This is a genomic window from Chthoniobacter sp. (genome assembly GCF_040003245.1).
GTDB lineage: Bacteria > Verrucomicrobiota > Verrucomicrobiia > Chthoniobacterales > Chthoniobacteraceae > Chthoniobacter.
In genome coordinates, this window is record NZ_JBDUCX010000004.1 from 14,050 (window position 1) to 33,786 (window position 19,737).

The window sequence follows — 19,737 nt, forward strand, 5'->3', positions numbered from 1 at the left end:
TAAGCGACGCTGGCGACCTTTCGTCGCGGATTGTTCAGACGAAGCCCCAGGTCGGTGGAGTTATAGAGCAAACCACCACAGCATCCTTCGTTCTCCCACTTCTCTCCCATGAAACTTTCCGCCTCCCTCCTTGCCATCCTCGCGGCCCTTGCTGTCACCGGTTCTTCGGCCAATGCGGCCGACGGATCTTCCGGCGCGGTCACCAAGGTGCCGGTGGTCTTCTCCGGCGGGCACGAAACGGATGGAAGGGACCATGGACGGCCCGTGGTGCTGGTGGCGGGTGCGCTCCTGGTGCCACCGGAGGTCTTCCGCGAGGCTTTCTCTCACGTCCATCCCGCCGGACCCGATAGCGGCGGCCCGACTCACGAGGAAGCCCGTGCCAACAAGGCCGCGCTGATGTCCGCCCTCGGCAAGTATGGCGTAACCAACGATCGACTCGACACCGTCTCCAATCGCTACCGCTACGTGCGCAGCCACGACGAAATGTGGCCCACCGCCCCCGCCGTGGCCAATGCGCTGGTGCAGAATGGCGTGGTCACGGGTTACGAAGTCGTGAGCGGCGGCTTCGGGTATTCCTCTGCACCCACGGTGACTGTTCCCAACGTCAAGGCAGCGCCGGTCAAGGTTGAGCTTTCGTTTGGCAAGGATTTCGAGTCGAACGGCTCGGTGTCGAAGATCACCGTCGCGGCGGGCAAGTAATCGGCGCGGCGGTAGAGCGGTTGCTCTCCTCGCGTGTCATTCTGAGCGGAGTGTAACGCAGTCGAAGAACCCCGTCGCTCTACCAGCGATACTACTGGTTGTTCGACGGGATCCTTCGACTTCGCTCAGGATGACATCGTGAAGTGAGGTGTGATTTATTTCACGTCTCTAAGCGCGCTGCGTGCGCGCCAGGAACTTTTCCGGGGCGAGCCCGAAGACACTGCGGAAGGCGCGGGAGAAATTGAAGGGATCGCTAAAGCCGAGCTCGGCGGCGGCTTCCTTGACGAGCATCCCGCGGTCGAGCAGGAGCTGCGCGGCGCGGTTCATCTTCAGGTGCAGCAGGTGGCGATAAGGCGTCTGGTGATCGAAGCGCTGAAACAACCGGCAAAGATATGACAGGTTCACGCCGGCCGCGCGCGCGGCTTCAGCGAGCGTCTTGAATTCGAGGAAGCGCTCGTCGATGAGCGCGCGGGCGCGCTGATAGGTGGCTAGGGCGCGCGGGTCGACGGCTCCCGCGGGCACGGCGCGCTCGGCGATCTTGAGCAGCAGCACGGGGATGAGCGCGGCACAGAGCGCGGGGCCGAATGGCGATTCGCCGGCACCATTGCGCTGGAGCGCCTCGAAGATTTCGCGAATTTCACCCGGCGAGGAAACCTGGACCATTCGGCCCGGCCGCACGGGGCTGCGCACGAGCAACTCTTTCGCCCGGCGGCCGACGAAATCGACATAGTATTTCAGCATAGGCCGGGAGGGCTCGGTCCGAATGATGTGCGGCACACGCGGCCCATAGGCGAAGATCGCACCCGGTCGCAGCCGGCAGTCCTTTCCCGCGAGGGTGAGGGAGCCTTCGCCTTCGGCGACCAATTCCACCGCGTAGTAGGGGAAGGTGCGTCGCTGGATCACGTAATCGGCCCGCACGCGCTCGCTGCCGCCACAAACGACGGTGATTTCGCGTGTCGGCCGCGGCTGGAGGTCGAGGTAGTAGCGGCGCGCCTCGGCGACTTGCGTGGAAACGAAGCTCGGGCGCTTTTCGACAGGGTGTGGCTGGAGAGACATGGGATCGCGGACTCCTCCAAGGTCAATAATCGACATGCCTTAGTCAATCCGTGCCATTCCCAAGCGCACCGCCTTCCCCTACGCTCATCCCATTCCCCAGCCTCCCCTTTCCCGTATGCTTACCCTCGAAAAATTCACCATCGGCGTCGGCGACCGCTTCGCCCACCAGGCCTCTGCGCAACTGCGGGCCTTTCAGCAAGCCGCGGAGGACGGCGTGGAAGTCGTACCGGTCTGGAACAAATCGAACCGCGAGCACACCTTCGTCGGCTCGGAACCGCAGAGCGTGTATGACGCGGCCCAAGCAGCGGTGAAATCGCTCGGCTGGCCAAAAGGCTGGCACGTGGACGCCGATCATATCCGGCTGGAAACGGTCGCGCGCTTCCTCCCCTGCTCGGATTTTTTCACCATCGACGTCGCTGATTCCATCGGGCAACCCACCGCACCGGGAGCGGTCGCGGCCTTTGTCGACCGCCATCCGGAGCTGGTCGGCCGCATCGAGATCGCCGGCATCGACCGCCCCTTTGAGACGACGCGCGCGGAGGTGGAGCGGATCGCCGGGAAATTCCTGCTCGCCGTGCAGGATGCGGGGAAGATTTACCGCCACATCGCGACGGCCAAGGGTGAATCCAACATCATCGCGGAAGTGTCGATGGATGAGACGGACTCACCACAGACCCCGCCGGAGCTCCTGGTGATCCTCGCCGCACTGGCCGACGAGAAAGTGCGCGTGCAGACCATCGCGCCGAAATTCACCGGGCGTTTCAACAAGGGCGTGGATTACGTCGGCGATCTCGTGCAATTCGAGAAGGAGTTTCACGACGATCTCGCGGTAATCCGTCACGCCGTGGCCCGTTACGGCCTGCCCGCCAATCTCAAGCTCTCCGTCCACAGCGGCTCGGACAAGTTTTCGCTCTATCCCATCATCCGCCGCACCTTGCCGCAGTTCGGCGCCGGCCTGCATCTCAAGACCGCGGGCACCACCTGGCTTGAGGAAATCATCGGCCTTGCCGAAGCCGGCGGCGAGGGACTGGTCTTCGCGAAGGAGATCTACGCGCAAGCCATCGATCACGTGGACGAACTTTGCGGCCCGTATGCCTCCGTCATCGACATCGACCGCGCGAAGCTGCCGACCGCCGCGACCGTGAACGGCTGGACCAGCGAGCAATTCGTCCGCGCGCTGCGCCATGTGCCCGGCGATCCGCAATTCAACTCCAGCCTGCGCCAGCTCCTGCACGTCGGCTTCAAGCTGGCGGCGAAAGCGGGCCAGCGTTACCTCGATCTGCTCGACGCCAACGCCGAAGTGGTCGGGCGCAACGTCACCGAGAACATTTACGAGCGCCACTTGAAGCCCCTCTTCGTTGGCTAGGTTATATTCAGTAATCAGTATTCAGTAAACAGTAGGTCAGTGCTCAGAACTTCCGCGCCGCCGAGAGCATCAAAACTGAATACTGCCTGAGCACTGATCACTCCTCCCTTCCTCTTTTCCATGCGAAGCGCCATCACCATCTCCCTCACCCCGCAAGCGCGCAGCGGCCCATTCGTTTTTCACGACGGGCTCGCCGAGGGCTGCCGGGTCGCCTCCGAGTTCGGCTTTGATGCGGTGGAGATCTTTCCGCCGGCGGCCAATGCCATCGATGAAGCCGACCTCCAAGGATTACTTGATCGGCACTCGCTGAAAGTCGCGGCGGTGGGCACCGGCGCGGGCTGGCTCATTCACAAGTGGTCGCTGACCAGTGCGGATGCGGCGGTGCGGCAGCGGGCGCGGGATTTCATCCGCGCGATCATCGATGTCGCCGCGGCTTTTGGCGCCCCGGCGATCATTGGTTCGATGCAAGGTAAGATCGAAGGCGATGTGACGCGCGAGCAGGCGCTGGCCTGGCTCGGCGAGGGACTCGAGGAACTCGGCGACTATGCGGCCTCGCACGGCCAGCCACTGCTCTACGAATTTCTCAATCGCTACGAAACCAATCTCTTCAACCGCGTCGCGCCGACGGTGAAATTTCTGAAGGGGCTGAAAACGCGCGGCATCAAAGTCCTCGCCGATCTTTTTCACATGAACATCGAGGAAACCGATCTCGCGGCGGCCGTACGCGCCGGGCGGGACTGGATCGGCCACGTGCATTTCGCCGACTCGAACCGGCAGGCCATTGGCCTCGGTCATACCCCTATCGAGCCGATCGTCGCGGCGCTGCGCGAGATCGGCTATGCGGGCTATCTCTCCGCCGAGATCTTCCCCCTGCCGGATGCGCTCGCCGCCGCCCGCCAGACGATCGAGAGTTTTCACCGAAGCACCAAGTTATGAAATACGCGCTCCTTCTCGTCGCCTGCGTCGCGCTGCCGTTGGCTACGTTCGCCGACGCCTTTTCCGGTTCGACCTGGAAGGAATACGTCAACGCGCGTTTCGGTTTCAAAATCAGTCACCCGGCGGAGTTGGTCGCCAGTCCCGACCCCGCCAACGGCGGCGGTCGCGAGTATCACACGAAGGACAAGGAATTCAGCGTCAGCGTCGAGGGGCATTTTCTGAATGGCGCCACGTTGGAATCTTTTTGGGCAGAGGATTTGAAGAAGCTCGGCAGCCACATCACCTACAAAAAAAAGACCGCCGACTGGTATGTCGTCTCGGGCGTGAAGGACGGGCTCGAGTTTTACCACAAGCTCCACGTAAAAGACGGCAACTGGGCCGAGGTGAGCTTCACTTATCCGCACGCGAAAGCGAAAGAATACGACCCGTGGGTGGAGGGCATCGTGAAGAGTTTCGTGCCCTTCCTCCAGGGCGACTACGACCGCATCGTCAAATAACCATGCTCAAGACCACCCTGCTTCATCCCGACATCCTGCGTATCGTCGCGCGCGGCGGCCACCACTCGAAGATCCTGATCGCGGATGGCAATTATCCCGCGGCGACGAAGAAAGGGCCGAACGCGGAACTCGTGTGCCTGCAACTCACGCCCGGCGTGCCGACGGTCGCCCAAGTGCTGCGCACCCTGCTCAGTGCGCTGCCGATCGATCACGTGAACACGATGGGCATCCCGCCGGATGATTCCTACGCGCAACAGGGCGAGCCGCCGGTGTGGGCGGAATATCGCGATATCATTGCCGAGTCCGGCGAGAAGCTGACCCTCGAGCCGGTTCTCAAGTGGGACTTCTACCAGCACGTCGAGTCGCCCGACCACATCCTCACCATCCAGACCGCCGACCAGTCGCTCTGGGCCAATGTGCTGCTCACGCTCGGCTGCCGCGTCGATTAATTTTCCCATGCAGACCCGCCGCCTCGGCCAGACCGGCCTCCAACTCCCCATCCTCAGCTTCGGCGCTTCGTCGCTCGGGCAGGAATTTCGCAGCGTGAAACTCGACGAAGCCCTGGAAGCCGTGCGCGTCGCGCTGGAGGTCGGGCTCAACTTCATCGACACCTCTCCCTTCTACGGCCGTGGCATGAGCGAAGTGCTGCTCGGCATCGCGCTACGCGGCGTGCCGCGCGACAGCTACACGCTCTGCTCCAAGCTCGGCCGCTACGATCTCACACACTTCGATTTCTCCGCGAAGCGCGTGGCGGAGAGCGTGGACGTCTCGCTGCACCGGCTCGGCACCGACCACCTCGACATCATTCTCTGTCACGACATCGAGTTCGTGCCCATGCAGCAGATCGTGGATGAGACCATCCCCGCGCTGCGGAAAATCCAGGCCGCCGGGAAGGTCCGCTACATCGGCTTCTCCGGCTACCCGATGAAAGTCTTCCGCTTCATCCTCGACCAGACGGACGTCGACTGCGTGCTGAGTTACAACCAATACACCCTGCAAAACACGCGATTCGCCGATGAGATCGTGCCCTACTTGAAAGCGAAGGGCGTGGGCGTGATGAATGCCGGACCTTTCAGCGCCCGCCTGCTGACCAACGCCCCGCTGCCCGCGTGGCTGAAGGAACCCGAGGACGTGAAGGCCGCCGCCCGCCAGGCCGCCGCGCACTGCGCCAGCAAGGGTGTGGACATCGCGCAGCTCGCGTTGCAATTCTCGCTCGCGCATCCCGATATCACCACCACCGTCTCCGGCAGCGCGAACCCGAATAACATTCGCAACTGGGCCAAATGGGCCGTCGAACCGCTCGACGAAGAATTGCTCCGCGAAGTGCAGGCCATCTTCGCGCCGGTGAAGAACCTCGGCCACCGCGAAGGCCTTCCCGAGAACAACTGACATGAAAGCCATCTCTCTCGATCAACCGCAAAAATTCAGTTTCATCGACACGCCGGAGCCGGCCGCGCCCGGGCCTGGCGACGCGCTGGTGAAGGTGCATCGCGTCGGCATCTGCGGCACAGACTACGGCGGCTATCTCGGCAAGATGCCCTTCTTCAGCTACCCGCGCATCCCCGGGCACGAGCTCGGTGTGGAGGTGCTCGCCGTGGGCGCCGGCGTGACCAATGTGCAACCCGGCGACCACTGTTCGGTGGAGCCCTATCTCAATTGCCAGAAATGCTACGCCTGCCGGCGCGGCCATACGAACTGCTGTGAGCACAACCAGACCCTCGGCGTGATGTGCGACGGCGGCCTCGCCGAGCGCTACGTGCTGCCCGCGCGCAAGCTGCACATCTCGCGCAAATTGACCTTCGACCAGCTCGCGCTCGTCGAGACGCTGGCCATCGGCTGCCACGCCATCAACCGCGGCGCACCGCAGGCCGGCGAGCACGTGCTCGTCATCGGCGCGGGACCGATCGGCCTTTCCGCCGTCGAGTTCGCCAAGCTCAGCGGCGCGCGCACCATCGTCATGGACATGAATGCCGCGCGCCTCGCGTTCGTGCGGACGAAGATGGGGGTGCCCGATACCATCGAACTCACGCCCGGTGGGGAAGCTGCCGCCCTCGAGCAGCTCAGCGCCATCACCGGCGGCCAGCTCGCCGACGTCGTCATCGACGCCACGGGGAGCAATAAATCCATGGCCGCGGCCCTTGCCTATTGCGCCTTCGCCGGCCGCCTCATCTATGTGGGCATCACCCAGCAGGAAGTCAGCTTTCTCCATGCCCCGATCCTGCACCGCCGGGAGGTCACGATCATGGCCTCGCGCAATGCGCTGCCGCCGGATTTCACCCGCATCATCGCGCTCATCGAGGAAGGCAAAATCGATACCGTCCCGTGGATCACCCATCACGCCCGGTTCGATGCCATGATCGAGGCCTTCCCCGCGTGGTTGAAGCCGGAGACGGGCGTGATCAAGGCTGTGGTCGAAGTGGCGTAAGTAACTTTTAAAATACTTTTCGCGGATTCCGGGAATAAATGTCCGCTGGCGCCTCCCCGTCAGTGCTGCTTTACTTTGCCATTACATGGCAACTCCGACCGCTGCCCTGCCTTCTTCCGGAATCCCGGTCACTCGCTGGCCGGTCTTCCGCCATCCCGTGCCGGCCTATGGCTGCGCCTTGGGGCTGACGGTCATCGCTCTGCTCGTTCGCTGGGTTTGCGACGACAGTCTCGGCAATTCCGCGCGGATGCTTTTTTTCCTGCTCGCCGCGGCGCTGAGTGCGTTTCTGTTCGGCCGGGGCCCCGGTATTTTTTCCACCGTGGTCGGCACCCTCATGGGGAATTATTTCTTTTTTCCCCCGCGCTACACCTTTCATTTTCACACGCGCTCCCCGACGATCACTTTCATCATCGCGGTGATCGAGGGCATCATCATCAGCGTCTGCGCCGGCTACCTGCACCGTGCCCTGCGGATGCGCGATACCGCGGCGCTGGAACTGCGCCACCTTTACGAAGCCGAACGCCGCGCCCACGAAGCCGCGGAGGAATTGCATCGGACGAAGGACTATTTTCTCGCCGTGCTCAGCCACGAATTGCGCGGCCCGCTCAGTGCCATCAGCTATTGCGTCACCGATCGGCTCAAGGACGCCACCGTCCCCGAGGAATTGCGGGCGGACTTCGCCCTCATCGACCGCAATGCGCGCATGCAGTCCCGGCTCATCGGGGACCTGCTCGACCTGACCCGGCTCACCCGCGGCAAATTGGAAATCGAATTGCGCCCCCTCGATCTGCACCTGCTGCTGGCCGAAGCCGTCCGCACCGCCGGCATTGATCGCCAGCTCGTCGGGCCCACGCCCACCCTGCACCTGAAGGCCTCGGAAACGCGCATCCAAGGCGATCGCGATCGCCTGTTGCAGGTCTTTTGGAACCTCCTGCGCAACGCCGCCAAATTCACCGCCCCCGATGGGCGCATCGAAATCGAGACCTTGAACTCCGCCCCGGGCCGCATCGCCGTACGCATTCAGGACAACGGTGTCGGCCTGACGGCCGAATCCTTGGAGCGCATCTTTCACCCCTTCGAACAAGCGGGCCGCGAGACGAACAAAAAGCACGGCGGCCTCGGCTTGGGCCTCGCCATTGCCCGCGGCATCGTCGAGCTCCACGACGGCACGCTCACCGGCGCCAGCGCCGGCCTCGGTGAGGGCACGACTTTCACGATCGATTTCCCAGTAGTCAGCCGTGACGCTCTCCCCTCTTCCTCACGGCGCTCGGGAATCGATCGCCCCGCGCGCTCCAGCACGACGCGCCCTCCGGTCGGCGTCGCTTAAGGCCTCTCCAAGTCGGCAAAGACTGCCGCGGCCACTGCTTCAGGCGTTGCGGCTTCGGCTTCGGCTTCTTTCGGCGGGGCGTCCGGCGCGCCGAAAAGGATGGCGCGCATGGCGATGCCGCTGCTCGTCAACTTCGTCCGGACGCCGACCGGCAAGGCGCAGTCGCCGGACAGCAGGCGCTGCAATTCGCGCTCGGCGCGGATGGCGAAATGCGTGTCGCGGTGGTCGATTGCTTGCAGCATAGCAGTCACTTCCGCGCGGTCGGCCCGGCTTTGCAGGGCGATGGCGCCCTGGCCGATGGCGGGCAGCAGATCTTCGCTGAGTGAGGTCACGCTGAATTTTCCCTGCTCCGTTTCGAGCATTCCACCACGCAAATCGTGCCCGAGGCGCTCCAGCCCGGCCTGCGCGAGAATGATGCCCGCGACTTCGCTCCGCTCGGCAAGCTTGCGCAAGCGCGTCTGCACGTTGCCCCGCCAGTCCACGATCTGCACATCGGGTCGCAGCCACTGCAATTGTCGCGCGCGGCGCACGCTGCTCGTCCCGAGAGTCACACCCTGCGGGATATCGCGCAGCGTCTGCGGTTCGCGGGTGATGAGCACGTCCGCCGTCGGCGCGCGCTCCAGCACGGCGGTGATTTCCAGCCCGGGCGGATTGTGCCCCGGCAAGTCCTTGAGACTGTGCACGGCCACATCGATCGCGCCGTTGAGCAACGCGTCTTCGAGTTCCTTGGTGAAGAGCCCCTTGCCTCCCGCTTCGTTCGCGCGAATCAGGCTCAGGTCGAGCTTCTTGTCTCCACGGGTCACGAATTCCTGGCGCGTCACCACCAGCCCGGGAAAGGCCGCGGCCAGGGCTTTCGCGGTCAACTCCACCTGCGCAAGAGCCAGCGCCGAGGCGCGTGTGCCAAGGATGATCGAATTCAACTTTGCCCTCCCGACACCGCTTCCGAATAGCGCACGCCCGCCTGCGTCCAGCCACCGGCCAGCCATTCGCCAAACTCCGTCGCATGCCGCTCGATCATCTGCTCGCAAAGCACGAGCTCCTGCTTGCGCACGCCCATCGACTGCTCGGCCATCCGTTGGAGATCGTCGATGTCATAACGGTAGACTCCTTCGAGATCATTGACCGCCGACTCAATATCGCGCGGCACCGCGAGATCGATGCAAAAGAGCGGACGATCCGGGCGGGTGCGCATGATCGGCGCGAGCTGGGCGGCCGTGACGACATGATGCGGTGCGGAGGTCGAGCCGATGAGGATGTCGATATCGTGAAATTGGTTGGGCCATTCATCGAAGTGGATCGCCTTGCCTTTCATTTTCTCCGCGAGGGTCACCGCCCGGTCATAGGAGCGGTTGGCCACGAAAATGGAGCGCACCCCGCGCGCGGCGAGCGCGCCGGCGGTCAGTTCACTCGTTTCTCCCGCGCCGAGGATCATGACATGGCAGGTCGAGAGCTTGCCGAAAATTTTCTCGGCGAGTTCCACCGCCGCCGAGCCCACGCTCACTGCGCCACGGGTGATATTGGTATTCGTGCGCACGTCCTTAGCCACATTGAAGGCACGCTGGAAGAGCTTGTTCAGGTGCTTCGAGGTCGTCTTGCCGGCGGTCGCCGCGGCGTAGGCCTTCTTCACCTGGCCGAGAATCTCCGTCTCCCCGAGCACCATGGAATCCAGCCCACTCACGACGCGGAACAAATGCCGGATCGCCGCCGCCGTGGGCAGTTGGAAGAAGGCCTCCCCCGGCGGCTCCGCCAGGCGTGTCGTCAGGAATTCATTCACCGCGCCAAAGCCCTGCGCAGCCTGCTCCGCCGCGACATAGAACTCCACGCGGTTGCAGGTCGAAACGACGACCGCCTCGCTGACCCCCGGTGCGGCCAAAAGCCGCGTGGCCACCACCGGCGCTTCGCTTTCCGCGATGGCAAACTTTTCCCGCAGATCAATCGGCGCGGTGTGATGGCTGAGACCGAGGCAGAGAATCTCCATCGCTAGAGGGTGCCTTTCTGCGCAATAAAATTGAGGCCGCCGAGGGTGAGCAGCAAGGCGCTGAAGGCCGCGACCGAAAGCCACGCCACCCGCCGCGGGCTGATGCGATGCCGCCATTCCGCGGTGAGGATGAAGCCGTAGAGAAACCACACGCCGATCGCCCACGCCGTGAGCACCGAGTGGGTGAAAATGCCCCCCAGGCCAAAGCCGGCGCCCAGGCCAACCGTGAGCAGCAGAAACCCGACGACGATCAACCGGGTATTCGCCACCGCGAGATCCCGGATCGGCGGCAGATGGTAGAAAATGGAGTGGATGTTGTGGCTCTTGAGTTGCCGTTCCTGCGCGAGATACATCGCCCCCGCGACACAGGCCAGGGCGAAGGCCCCGTAGGCCACCACGGAGATGGCGGCGTGCAATTCCAGCCAGGCATTCGGCGGGGTCTTCGCCTTCATCGGCGTGTCGCTGGTCAGCAGCAACGCTCCGACTTGAAAGAGAAAGGCCAGCGGCGAGGTAAACGCCCCCAGGAGGGAAAGCCGGTAAGCCGGCCCGATGAGCAGGTAAAAGAACACCGTCGACCAGCTCAGGAAGATCAGCACTTCAAAGAGGCTCGTCAACGGGCAGCGCCCGACCGCCTGGCCGCGCACGTACAAAAACGCCGTCTGACAGAGAAAACCGGTGAGAATCGCGAAGAAATTGAGCCGCGAAGCCTTGTACACGCGCGCTCCCAAGGCATGCATGGTGTAGGCAAACCCGAACAGGAAACAAAATGTAGCAATGACCAACAGGAGGCGATCCATGCGTGGTGGGGAAAACAGATATATCGACGCCCGAACGATTTGGCAAATCACGCGGCTGCGTAAACGCCGCACAACCGGTCCGGCAAAGCCCCTTGCCACCCACCAAACCCACGACCACAGTGCCGCGCATGACTCCTGGCCCTCAAGGTTCCCTTCGGTTATTCCGCCTGTTCGGGATTGATGTCTACGTGCATTGGGCGTGGGCCTTTGTGGCCATTTACCAGATCCAGTACCGCGCTCACGAATACTCGTCGATCGCCTGGGGTATCGCCGAATACCTCACGCTCTTCCTGATTGTGCTGGTCCATGAGTTCGGCCATGCCCTGGCCACGCGGCAGGTCGGCGGCAGCGCCGAACAAATCCTGCTCTGGCCTTTCGGTGGCGTTGCCTACGTCTCGCCGCCACCCCGTCCGGGTGCCGAGCTGTGGAGTATCGCCGCCGGGCCATTGGTCAACGTAGTGCTGTTCTTCGTGCTCTCTTTCGTCGTTGCGACGAACCACATTCCTCTCTGGATAGATATTCCTCTGCCGGATACCTCCAACTTCCTCCGCTCGATCTGGTGGATGAATTCCCTTCTGTTGATGTTCAATATGCTGCCGGTTTACCCGCTCGATGGCGGGCAAATCCTCCGTGCCTTGCTGTGGTTCGTCCTGGGCCGGGCGCGCAGCATGTACGTGGCAGCCGTCGTTGGTTTCATCGGTGTCGCCGGACTGGCCATGTATGCGCTTAATGAACATTCCATCTGGCTCGGCCTCATCACCTTTTACATCTTCCAAAATTGCCGCCGGGGTTGGGCGCACGCCAAGGCGCTCACTGCCATGGAGCAGCAGCCGCGGCGGACCGATTTTGCCTGTCCGTCCTGCCACATGTCGCCTCCCATCGGAGCGCTCTGGCGCTGCCCGCAATGCGAGACGGCTTTCGACACCTTCGAAACGCAAGCGGTGTGCCCCAATTGCCATCTCGAATTCCCCGCCACGCGCTGCCTCAATTGCCATGTGTCGAGTCCCATCCTCAACTGGCGCACTCCCGTGAGGTAGACAAAAGCGGAGTTCTGAGAGGCCGCATGCGACCATGGGGCGTCGCCATTCCGATGTGCTTTTCATGAACTCCGACTCATTTCTTTGGGGGCTGGCCTGGTTCATCCTGACGCTCTTGCTCGTGACGTCGTGAGTCTCGGAATCGAAGTCCTTCCCGCCGAACCGGTTTCGACTGCTGCCTATATTTCGATACTTCGCAGGGGCGGAAGCTTTTGCTTCAGAGTCAGGACGGGCGCGAAAAGATCGCCCAGTGTCTTCACGCGCTTGATTACGTCGCTGCTCTCGAAGACCAATTTCCCGCCGCTCTTTTTTTTCAGCGCGCCTGCCACTTCCTCCCAAGTCGCGGGGGTGGAAACCGTGGGCCGCTCCTTCGCTCTCAGGGAGTAGACGTTGATCGTCGTCTTCTTGTCGTCGTTCTGGCTCCAGTCCACGAGCACTTTGCCTTTGCGCAGCACCTTTTGCATGCGCGAGACGACCAGTTCCGGATGCTGCTTTTCGAGGAGAAGCGCCACGGCGTGGGCGAACGCCTTGGTTTTCTCGTAGGTGACCGCGGTGTTCAGCGGCACATAGACTTGCAGCCCCTTCGAACCAGACGTTTTCGGGAAGCTCTGCATCTTTAACGTGTCGAAAATCTCCTTGAGCCACAGGCCGACCTGGCAGCACAGCACGATGTCCGCCGGCGGCCCGGGATCGAGGTCAAAGGCGAGCGCGGTCGGCCGCTGGATCGCCGGGGCGCGATGCAGAAAGGTGTGCAACTCGAGGTCCGCGAGGTTCGCCGCCCAGACCAGCGACGGCAGGTCGTTCAACATGCAGTAATCGATGGCGCCGCCTTCGGTCTTGGCGACCTTGACCGTTTTGATCCACCGCGGGCGATGGCTCGGCGCCTGTTTCTCGTAGAAGAAGAACCCCTCCACTCCGTCCGGATAGCGCTTCAGGCTGAGCGGCCGGCCCTGCATATGCGGCAGCAACGCCTCGGAAATGCGGATGTAGTAGTCGATCATCTGCCCCTTGGTGAACCCGGTCTTCGGATAGTAAACCTTGTCGAGGTTGCTCACATCGACCTTTCGGCCGGCGACTTCGAGGGTGGCTTTGGCGGCCATGATCAGGAGGCCTTTTCGCGGACGACTTCGCTCGCGTCCTTGTCTTCCCGCAAGCCCAGAAATACGGGCTGCCGCAATCGGTCGTCCCGCGTCCATTCGCCGAATTTCACCTGACACACCATCTCGGGCTTCACCCAATGGCACCGTTTCATTTGCGCCACGGTGATGCCTTGCCGCCAGCGGCCCTCGCTCTTCTCGGGGAGATTTGTGAAGGGGCAGGTTTTGAGAGCGATCTTTTTGAAAGCACTGTAAAGGGTTTTGAGCAGCTTGTGATTGAAGCCCGTCCCGACTTTTCCCGTATAGATCAGTTCGCCCGCGCGATACACGCCCACCAGCAACGCCCCAAAATACGGCCGCGTTCCCTCCGGGTCGGTATAGCCGCCGATCACAAATTCCTGCTCCTGTTGCAGCTTCAGTTTCACCCACGCGCCAGTGCGTTTGCCGATTTCGTAGCGAGAGTCGGCGCGTTTGCCGATCAAGCCTTCCAAGCCCAGCTTCCGCGCCTGCGCCAGCAGCCGCTTGGCGTCGCTGCCCAACGAATCCGAATAGCGAAAAATGTCCGGCGCACCGCGCAACAAGTGCTGCAACTTTTCCCGTCGTTCGGCCAGCGGGAAATCGACCAACGACTCTCCGTCGAGTTGCAACAAATCGAAGGCGTAGAAGAAAAGCGGCGGGTGCTCCTCGCCGAGTTCATACGCCTGGAGCAGTTGGAATGACGAGCGTCCCTTTTCATCCAGCGCCACGATCTCACCATCGATGATCGCGTCCCGGGCGTCGAGCGCGAGCAGGGCTTCCATCACCTCGGGAAATTTTCCACCGAAGTCCTTGTCATTCCGCGACAGCAGCCGCACCTGGCTCCCGCCTTTCAAGGCCAGTGCCCGAAATCCGTCGAACTTGATTTCATAGATCCAATCGCCTTTCGGAGCATGCGCCGCCAGCTTCGCCTTCATCGGCTCGACAAACTTCGGCAGCGGCGCCGGGCGCGCGACACGCCGCTTCGCCACCTTGGAAGTTGCCTTGCCCGCCGACTTCGATTGCCACACGCGATCTCCTTTCGCGAGTTCCCGCATCGAGTGACCGGAGAGTGCCGAAGTGTCTTCCAGCCTCTTCGAAACCGGTTTCATGTCCTTGCCGCCGCGGATGAGCAACCACTGTTTCCCGTCGCGCAAGCGCACTAGGTACCACTCGCCCTTTACCTTGGTGCCCTTGAGCACGAAATGCAGTTTCCCTCCCGCAAGTTCCTTCGCTGGCGTCTTGCTCAGCGGCTCAAAGGTTCCTTGGTCCCACACCATCACCGTGCCGCCACCGTATTGTCCGGCGGGGATGCTGCCCTCGAAATCGATATAGGCCAGGGGGTGATCTTCCGTTTGCACCGCGAGGCGCTTTTCTCCATGGGCGTAAGGGACACCCTTCGGCACGGCCCACGATTTTAGCGTGCCACCGATCTCCAGTCGAAAATCGTAATGCAGCCGGCTGGCATCATGCTTTTGGATGACGAAACGATGCCCGGCCTGGCTTTTCGGCTGGGCAGCAACCGGCTCCGGCGTCTGGCGAAAGTCCCGCTTGCGCGCGTATTCCTTCAGCGACATGGCCGGTTACGCTGCTTTCTTGCGGGCCGCATGATGCGCTTGGGGACGCGCTTTTTTGGCCGTCCGCTTCTTCTCCTTCTTCGCATGGCCCTTGGTCTGTTGCAGGCTCTTCTGCAAGACCGAGACCAAGTCGATCACATTCGTCGGCTGACGCTTCTTCGCGGCCTTGGGCGCAGTCTTGTCGCCATGCTCGACCTTCTCTTCGATCAGCTTTTCCAGCGCTTCGTGGTACTCATCGGTATATTCCGCGGGGTGCCACTCCGTAGTCATGCTCGAGATGAGTTGCTTGGCCATTTGCAGTTCCGCTTTGCCGATCGCTTTTTCCGCCGGCTTGTCGAATTCCGAAATGTCGATCAACTCTTTCGGAAAGTGCATGAGCTCGAGCATCAGCCCCTTTTTCTGCGGCTTGACCGCGGCCAGATGCTGGCGGGCGCGAATGACCACTTTCGCGATGGCGATCTTGCCCGTCTCCGTCAGCGCATCACGCAAGAGCACATAGGCCTTGTCCCCGCCTTTACCGACCTCCAGGTAGTAAGGCTTGTAGAAGAGCAGTGGATCCACGTCCTCCAGGCTGACGAAATTGATGATGTCGACCGTCTGGGTCGCCTCCACGTCCACCCGCGCAAAATCCTCATCCTTGATGATGACAAACTTCCCTTTCTCGTGTTCGTACCCTTTTACGATCTGGTCCCACGGCACCTCTTTGCCATCCGCCTCCGCCACGCGCTTATAGTTTACCGGGCTATGATCGCTCGCCCGCAGCAGGCGGAACTTCAACTCCTCCCGCCGCGTCGCGGGATAGAGGGAGACCGGAATTGTGACGAGACCGAAGGTGATGGCGCCTTTCCAGAGAACTTTCATAGGTGTGTAAGGGACACCCTAACAATCGCAGCCGGTTCGTAAACCGGTCGCGCATTTCTCCGCGCTGCCAAGGGTGACTAGATATGCCCGGTAATCGCCAGGATGACGATGATCAAGAGGACCAGCCCGAGGCCGCCCCCCGGATAGTAGCCCCAGCTATTGCTATGCGGCCACATGGGCAACGCTCCGACGAGGAGGAGCACCAAGAGGATAATGAGAATGAGTGACATAGTTAATCTCCTTTAACCTATGATACGTTTCCGCGGCCCTTTTCGGATGGGGTGTGCGAGCCGCCCCTCTTTAATCCGCCCGCGAAATGGTCACTTTCGCCGGCCAACGCGGTCTTCTCGTACAGCGAAGGCTCGCTTATTCCACCGTCACACTCTTCGCCAGATTGCGCGGCTTGTCCACGTCGCAGCCGAGCGCCACGGCGGTGTGGTAGGCCAGCAATTGCAGCGGAATCGCAGTGAGCAACGGCGAGAGATAGTCCGGGCACGGAGGAATGAAGATCACGTCATCCGACACCTTCCCAATCTTCCCATTCCCTTCAGTCGCGATGCTGATGATCGGCCCCTTGCGCGCGCGCACTTCCTCGATGTTGCTCACGTTCTTCTCAAACACCGAGTCGTCCGGCGCGATGAACACGCTCGGCACATCCGCGCTGATCAGCGCGATCACGCCGTGCTTCAGCTCCGCCGCCGGATGCCCGCTGGCGTGGATGTAGGAAATCTCCTTCATCTTCAGCGCGCCCTCGAGCGCCACGGGATAGTTGAACTGCCGCCCGAGGAACATCATCGAATGCGCCTTGCAGTACTTCTCGGCGATTTTCTTGATGTGATCGGTTTGCTCCAAAATCTTCGCCACCTTCGCGGGAATCGCCTCGAGCTCATCGATGATCCGCAAGCCTTCGCTGTGCGAAAGATGCCGGATGCGGCCCAGCAACAAACCCACGAGCGTGAGGATCGTCACCTGCGAGGTGAATGACTTCGTCGCCGCCACGCCGATCTCCGGCCCGGCATGCATGTAGACGCCGCCATCGCTTTCGCGCGCAATCGTGCTGGCCACGTTGTTGCAAATCCCGAGCGTGCGATGCCCCTTGCGCTGACTCTCGCGCAAGGCCGCCAGCGTGTCCGCCGTCTCGCCACTTTGCGAAATCACAAAGACCAGCGAGTCCTTCGGCAGTGGCATGTTTCGGTAGCGGAACTCGCTGGCGAACTCCACTTCCGTGGGCACATGCGCCAGTTGCTCGATGACATATTCGCCGACCATCGCGGCGTGACCCGCCGTGCCGCAACCGCACAGGATGATACGCTCGACCGTCCGCAAGTCCGCATTGGTCATGTCCAATCCACCGAGCACAGACGTCCCCTGTTCGCGGCTCAGCCGCCCGCGCATCGCGTCCTGGATCGTCTCGGTCTGCTCGTAGATTTCCTTGAGCATGTAGTGCGCGAAATCGCCCTTGTTCACGTCTTCTTCGCTGAACTCCACCTTCGATACCTCGAAGCCGCTTGCCCCGCCGAGCAGGCTCGTGATCTCGAATTCCTCCCGCGTGAGCGCGGCAATATCGTAGTCCTTCAGGTAAATTGCGTCGCGCGTGTAGGCCACGATCGCCGAGACATCGCTGGCAAAAAAGTTCTCGCCCTTGCCCACGCCCAGCACCAGCGGGCTGCCCCGCCGCGCGCCCACCAGCACGTCCGGCAAATCCTTGTGCATCATGATGATACCGTAAGTGCCGACCACCTGCTTCAGCGCCAGGCGCAACGCCTCCACCAGGCGCCCCTTCGTCGGCTCACCGCCGACTGCGTCGTAATGCTTGCCGATCAAGTGCGCCAGCACCTCCGTATCCGTCTGGCTGTGGAAGACGTGCCCCTCCTTCACCAATTGATCTTTCAGCACGTTGTAATTCTCGATCACGCCGTTGTGGCAGAGGAAAAGCTTGCCGCTCTGGTCCACGTGCGGATGCGCGTTGTCATCGCTCACGCCCCCATGCGTCGCCCACCGGGTGTGCGAAATGCCCGACGTGCCCGCCGGCGGCGACTGCTTGATCAATTCCGCGAGGTTCGCGATGCGCCCCACGCGCTTGCGCAGCTCAATCTTGCCGTTGTCGTAGATCGCCACCCCGGCGCTGTCGTAGCCGCGATATTCCAGCCGGCGCAAGCCGTCGAGAAGGATGGGAACCGCCTGGGATTTGCCGATGTAGCCGATGATGCCGCACATAAGGGTAAAAAGAGTTTGGAAGTGAGCGCGCACCCTGCCAGAGCCCGGCGGCGAGCGCAAGTAGCGCGAGCAGCGTTACGCGTGCCGGAAAATAACCGCCGAGGCGCAGAGACGCGGAGAGGAAAGGAGGATCTGCTTGCTCCGTCGCCTTTTCGTTTTCTCCGCGCCTCTGCGTCTCGGCGGTTAAAATGCCTTTCGTCTTCCGCCTTTCGCCCTTCGCCATTAAAAAGCCGCCATGCACTTCCGCGATCTCAACGAAGCCCAGCTTCTCGCCTTGGCCATCACCTCCGAGGAGGAAGACGGGCGCATCTATCGCGATTTCGCCGAGGGCTTGCGGGCCAGCTATCCCGCCACCGCCGAGCTCTTCACCCGCATGGCCGACGAGGAATCCGGCCACCGCCACCGTCTGCTCGATCTCTACCAGCAAAAGTTTGGCGAGCACGTCCCCCTCATCCGCCGTCAGGACGTGGAGGGCTTCAATATCCGCCGCCCTTCGTGGCTTCTCACCTCCATCCATCCAGAAAAAGCCCGCCAGGAAGCCGCCCTCATGGAGCAAGACGCCCGGCGCTTCTACGAAGCCGCCATTCAAAAAGCCGGGGACGCCTCGGTGCGCCAACTCCTCGGCGACCTCGCCAATGAAGAGCAGAAGCACGAGGCCACCGCCGAAAGCGTCAACGCCGAGCAGACCGAAGCCGGCGCCGTCGAGCAGGAACACGAGACCGCCCGGCGCCAGTTTGTGCTCCGCTTCGTGCAGCCCGGCCTGGCCGGGCTCATGGACGGCTCCGTCTCTACCCTCGCCCCGCTCTTCGCCGCCGCCTTTGCCACCGCCAATACCACCGAGACTTTCAAGGTCGGTCTCGCCGCCTCGGTCGGCGCCGGCATCAGCATGGGCTTCGCCGAGGCGCTCTCCGACGACGGCAAACTCAGCGGCCGCGGAACCCCGTGGCTGCGCGGCGTCGTCTGCGGACTCATGACCACCCTCGGCGGCATCGGCCACACCCTGCCTTACCTGATCCACAACTTTCACACCGCCACTGCAATCGCTATCGCCGTCGTCATTGTCGAACTCGGCGTCATCTCCTGGATCCGCTACCGCTACATGGATTCTCCGCTCGTCTCCGCCACCCTCCAGGTCATCGGCGGCGGCCTCCTCGTCTTCCTTGCCGGCTGGCTCATCGGCGTTGGCTGAATTGTCCGCAGCCCCGGCTCACCCATGACCTTGCTGCCTCCCCAGGAATCCCGATGGGCGCTGTTCGCCGGTCTGCTCATGGTCCTCGCGTGGATGTTCTACGAAGCGAGCGACTTTCCGGGGCGCATGCTCGCGGAACGCGTCGTCGCCACGGGCGAGATCAAGGTCATGGAGGTGTCCGATGATCCAACTCAGGCGGCCTTTGGCCGTGCCCTCGCTTCCCAGCACGTCGAAGCCGGGTTGATCTTCATGAAAAGCGACCACCAATCGCGCGACTATCAGGTATGGCTCACCGCCCCTGATCGCACCACCGCGCTCGCCCAACTCGAGGCGCTGCTCGCGCGCTTTCAGCAAGAGCACGGTGGACAATTCGGCAAAGATCTATGGACCTTCAGCAGCTCCTGGGTGCCGCCCCAGCAAACCCCCAGAGTGCGCGCCTGGAATCAGGGGATGCGCTGCGTCGGAGCGCTCCTCTTTATCACCGGATTGGTGATGATCTTCGCCAAAGGCGGGCTCCTTCGTTATTACCGGCTCACCGGTTGGAATTCAAAGCCACCGTCGGCCTGAGCGCCCACGAACTCTTCACCGCCGCAAGTGCGGCCGGCTCACGACCTCGTTCACCGAACGGCAAAAGCGGCGCATGCTCCCGGCCAGTTGAGGACG

20 protein-coding genes are annotated in these 19,737 nt (G+C 62.3%); 11 read left to right on the top strand and 9 right to left on the bottom strand.

The features are described from left to right. Positions 1-108 precede the first annotated feature (108 nt). A complete protein-coding gene (locus tag ABJF10_RS01010) occupies positions 109-699 on the top strand; it encodes a hypothetical protein (protein ID WP_348542643.1) in 591 nt (196 codons plus the stop codon). Between the two features lie 168 nt (positions 700-867). Here the strand turns inward: ABJF10_RS01010 and ABJF10_RS01015 are convergent, their stop codons facing one another. After that, positions 868-1,755, bottom strand: a complete 888-nt coding sequence (locus ABJF10_RS01015; RefSeq protein WP_348542644.1) for an AraC family transcriptional regulator — start codon at positions 1,753-1,755, stop codon at positions 868-870. A 115-nt stretch (positions 1,756-1,870) separates the two neighbouring features. Here ABJF10_RS01015 and ABJF10_RS01020 point away from each other — a divergent pair, with 115 nt between their 5' ends. The 7 genes from ABJF10_RS01020 to ABJF10_RS01050 all read left to right on the top strand — a co-directional run bounded on the left by ABJF10_RS01020 (position 1,871) and on the right by ABJF10_RS01050 (position 8,306). Then, the gene (locus ABJF10_RS01020) at positions 1,871-3,121 is read left to right on the top strand and encodes a tagaturonate epimerase family protein (protein ID WP_348542645.1); all 1,251 of its coding nucleotides are present in this window, start codon (positions 1,871-1,873) and stop codon (positions 3,119-3,121) included. A 120-nt stretch (positions 3,122-3,241) separates the two neighbouring features. Continuing rightward, the gene (locus ABJF10_RS01025; protein WP_348542646.1) at positions 3,242-4,057 is read left to right on the top strand and encodes a sugar phosphate isomerase/epimerase family protein; all 816 of its coding nucleotides are present in this window, start codon (positions 3,242-3,244) and stop codon (positions 4,055-4,057) included. After that, positions 4,054-4,554, top strand: coding sequence for a hypothetical protein (locus ABJF10_RS01030; protein ID WP_348542647.1), 501 nt, complete (start codon positions 4,054-4,056; stop codon positions 4,552-4,554). Before ABJF10_RS01025 ends, ABJF10_RS01030 begins: the two co-directional genes overlap by 4 nt. 2 nt (positions 4,555-4,556) lie before the next feature. After that, the gene (locus ABJF10_RS01035; RefSeq protein WP_348542648.1) at positions 4,557-5,003 is read left to right on the top strand and encodes an RbsD/FucU family protein; all 447 of its coding nucleotides are present in this window, start codon (positions 4,557-4,559) and stop codon (positions 5,001-5,003) included. Between the two features lie 7 nt (positions 5,004-5,010). Beyond that, on the top strand, positions 5,011-5,943 hold the full coding sequence (locus tag ABJF10_RS01040; protein WP_348542649.1) for an aldo/keto reductase: 933 nt from the start codon (positions 5,011-5,013) through the stop codon (positions 5,941-5,943). A 1-nt stretch (position 5,944) separates the two neighbouring features. Further along, positions 5,945-6,979 carry a zinc-binding alcohol dehydrogenase family protein gene (locus ABJF10_RS01045; protein WP_348542650.1) on the top strand — a complete coding sequence of 345 codons (1,035 nt, stop codon included), beginning with the start codon at positions 5,945-5,947 and terminating at the stop codon, positions 6,977-6,979. A gap of 85 nt (positions 6,980-7,064) precedes the next feature. Further along, on the top strand, positions 7,065-8,306 hold the full coding sequence (locus ABJF10_RS01050; RefSeq protein WP_348542651.1) for an ATP-binding protein: 1,242 nt from the start codon (positions 7,065-7,067) through the stop codon (positions 8,304-8,306). Here the strand turns inward: ABJF10_RS01050 and hemC are convergent. From hemC to ccsA, 3 genes are read right to left on the bottom strand one after another with little or no spacing between them, the layout of a single operon-like run. Next, a complete protein-coding gene (hemC, locus tag ABJF10_RS01055; protein ID WP_348542652.1) occupies positions 8,303-9,226 on the bottom strand; it encodes a hydroxymethylbilane synthase in 924 nt (307 codons plus the stop codon). The two genes, ABJF10_RS01050 and hemC, sit on opposite strands and share 4 nt — an antisense overlap. Further along, entirely contained in the window at positions 9,223-10,284 is a 1,062-nt protein-coding gene (gene hemA, locus ABJF10_RS01060) for a glutamyl-tRNA reductase (protein ID WP_348542653.1), read from the bottom strand. The genes hemC and hemA overlap by 4 nt, the downstream gene beginning before the upstream one ends. Positions 10,285-10,286: 2 nt before the next feature. After that, positions 10,287-11,081, bottom strand: a complete 795-nt coding sequence (gene ccsA / locus ABJF10_RS01065; protein WP_348542654.1) for a cytochrome c biogenesis protein CcsA — start codon at positions 11,079-11,081, stop codon at positions 10,287-10,289. Positions 11,082-11,209: 128 nt separating this feature from the next. Here ccsA and ABJF10_RS01070 point away from each other — a divergent pair, with 128 nt between their 5' ends. Beyond that, on the top strand, positions 11,210-12,118 hold the full coding sequence (locus tag ABJF10_RS01070; protein ID WP_348542655.1) for a M50 family metallopeptidase: 909 nt from the start codon (positions 11,210-11,212) through the stop codon (positions 12,116-12,118). 179 nt (positions 12,119-12,297) lie between these two features. Here ABJF10_RS01070 and ligD (ABJF10_RS01075) read toward each other — a convergent pair whose 3' ends face one another. The 5 genes from ligD (ABJF10_RS01075) to glmS all read right to left on the bottom strand — a co-directional run bounded on the left by ligD (ABJF10_RS01075) (position 12,298) and on the right by glmS (position 17,885). After that, positions 12,298-13,218 (bottom strand): non-homologous end-joining DNA ligase, encoded by a 921-nt coding sequence (gene ligD / locus ABJF10_RS01075; RefSeq protein ID WP_348542656.1) that lies wholly within the window; start codon positions 13,216-13,218, stop codon positions 12,298-12,300. A 2-nt stretch (positions 13,219-13,220) separates the two neighbouring features. Next, positions 13,221-14,807 carry a non-homologous end-joining DNA ligase gene (gene ligD / locus ABJF10_RS01080; protein ID WP_348542657.1) on the bottom strand — a complete coding sequence of 529 codons (1,587 nt, stop codon included), beginning with the start codon at positions 14,805-14,807 and terminating at the stop codon, positions 13,221-13,223. Positions 14,808-14,813: 6 nt separating this feature from the next. Continuing rightward, a complete protein-coding gene (locus tag ABJF10_RS01085) occupies positions 14,814-15,668 on the bottom strand; it encodes a Ku protein (protein ID WP_348542658.1) in 855 nt (284 codons plus the stop codon). 77 nt (positions 15,669-15,745) lie between these two features. Beyond that, positions 15,746-15,898: a DUF3309 family protein gene (locus ABJF10_RS01090; protein ID WP_348542659.1), complete on the bottom strand. Its 153-nt coding sequence runs from the start codon at positions 15,896-15,898 to the stop codon at positions 15,746-15,748. 136 nt (positions 15,899-16,034) lie between these two features. Then, positions 16,035-17,885: a glutamine--fructose-6-phosphate transaminase (isomerizing) gene (gene glmS, locus ABJF10_RS01095; RefSeq protein WP_348542660.1), complete on the bottom strand. Its 1,851-nt coding sequence runs from the start codon at positions 17,883-17,885 to the stop codon at positions 16,035-16,037. A 235-nt stretch (positions 17,886-18,120) separates the two neighbouring features. Between glmS and mbfA the strand changes: the two genes are divergently transcribed. Beyond that, positions 18,121-19,074 carry an iron exporter MbfA gene (gene mbfA, locus ABJF10_RS01100; protein WP_348542661.1) on the top strand — a complete coding sequence of 318 codons (954 nt, stop codon included), beginning with the start codon at positions 18,121-18,123 and terminating at the stop codon, positions 19,072-19,074. Between the two features lie 24 nt (positions 19,075-19,098). After that, positions 19,099-19,641, top strand: a complete 543-nt coding sequence (locus tag ABJF10_RS01105; protein WP_348542662.1) for a hypothetical protein — start codon at positions 19,099-19,101, stop codon at positions 19,639-19,641. The last annotated feature ends 96 nt before the right edge of the window (positions 19,642-19,737 follow it).

Excerpts from the sequence above, each read along its gene's own strand:
- ABJF10_RS01010 (WP_348542643.1), top strand. The coding sequence starts at position 109 with ATGAAACTTTCCGCCTCCCTCCTTGCCATCCTCGCGGCCCTTGCTGTC.
- ABJF10_RS01015 (WP_348542644.1), bottom strand. The coding sequence starts at position 1,755 with ATGTCTCTCCAGCCACACCCTGTCGAAAAGCGCCCGAGCTTCGTTTCC.
- ABJF10_RS01020 (WP_348542645.1), top strand. The coding sequence starts at position 1,871 with ATGCTTACCCTCGAAAAATTCACCATCGGCGTCGGCGACCGCTTCGCC.
- ABJF10_RS01025 (WP_348542646.1), top strand. The coding sequence starts at position 3,242 with ATGCGAAGCGCCATCACCATCTCCCTCACCCCGCAAGCGCGCAGCGGC.
- ABJF10_RS01030 (WP_348542647.1), top strand. The coding sequence starts at position 4,054 with ATGAAATACGCGCTCCTTCTCGTCGCCTGCGTCGCGCTGCCGTTGGCT.
- ABJF10_RS01035 (WP_348542648.1), top strand. The coding sequence starts at position 4,557 with ATGCTCAAGACCACCCTGCTTCATCCCGACATCCTGCGTATCGTCGCG.
- ABJF10_RS01040 (WP_348542649.1), top strand. The coding sequence starts at position 5,011 with ATGCAGACCCGCCGCCTCGGCCAGACCGGCCTCCAACTCCCCATCCTC.
- ABJF10_RS01045 (WP_348542650.1), top strand. The coding sequence starts at position 5,945 with ATGAAAGCCATCTCTCTCGATCAACCGCAAAAATTCAGTTTCATCGAC.
- ABJF10_RS01050 (WP_348542651.1), top strand. The coding sequence starts at position 7,065 with ATGGCAACTCCGACCGCTGCCCTGCCTTCTTCCGGAATCCCGGTCACT.
- hemA (WP_348542653.1), bottom strand. The coding sequence starts at position 10,284 with ATGGAGATTCTCTGCCTCGGTCTCAGCCATCACACCGCGCCGATTGAT.
- ccsA (WP_348542654.1), bottom strand. The coding sequence starts at position 11,081 with ATGGATCGCCTCCTGTTGGTCATTGCTACATTTTGTTTCCTGTTCGGG.
- ABJF10_RS01070 (WP_348542655.1), top strand. The coding sequence starts at position 11,210 with ATGACTCCTGGCCCTCAAGGTTCCCTTCGGTTATTCCGCCTGTTCGGG.
- ligD (WP_348542656.1), bottom strand. The coding sequence starts at position 13,218 with ATGGCCGCCAAAGCCACCCTCGAAGTCGCCGGCCGAAAGGTCGATGTG.
- ligD (WP_348542657.1), bottom strand. The coding sequence starts at position 14,807 with ATGTCGCTGAAGGAATACGCGCGCAAGCGGGACTTTCGCCAGACGCCG.
- ABJF10_RS01085 (WP_348542658.1), bottom strand. The coding sequence starts at position 15,668 with ATGAAAGTTCTCTGGAAAGGCGCCATCACCTTCGGTCTCGTCACAATT.
- ABJF10_RS01090 (WP_348542659.1), bottom strand. The coding sequence starts at position 15,898 with ATGTCACTCATTCTCATTATCCTCTTGGTGCTCCTCCTCGTCGGAGCG.
- glmS (WP_348542660.1), bottom strand. The coding sequence starts at position 17,885 with ATGTGCGGCATCATCGGCTACATCGGCAAATCCCAGGCGGTTCCCATC.
- mbfA (WP_348542661.1), top strand. The coding sequence starts at position 18,121 with ATGCACTTCCGCGATCTCAACGAAGCCCAGCTTCTCGCCTTGGCCATC.
- ABJF10_RS01105 (WP_348542662.1), top strand. The coding sequence starts at position 19,099 with ATGACCTTGCTGCCTCCCCAGGAATCCCGATGGGCGCTGTTCGCCGGT.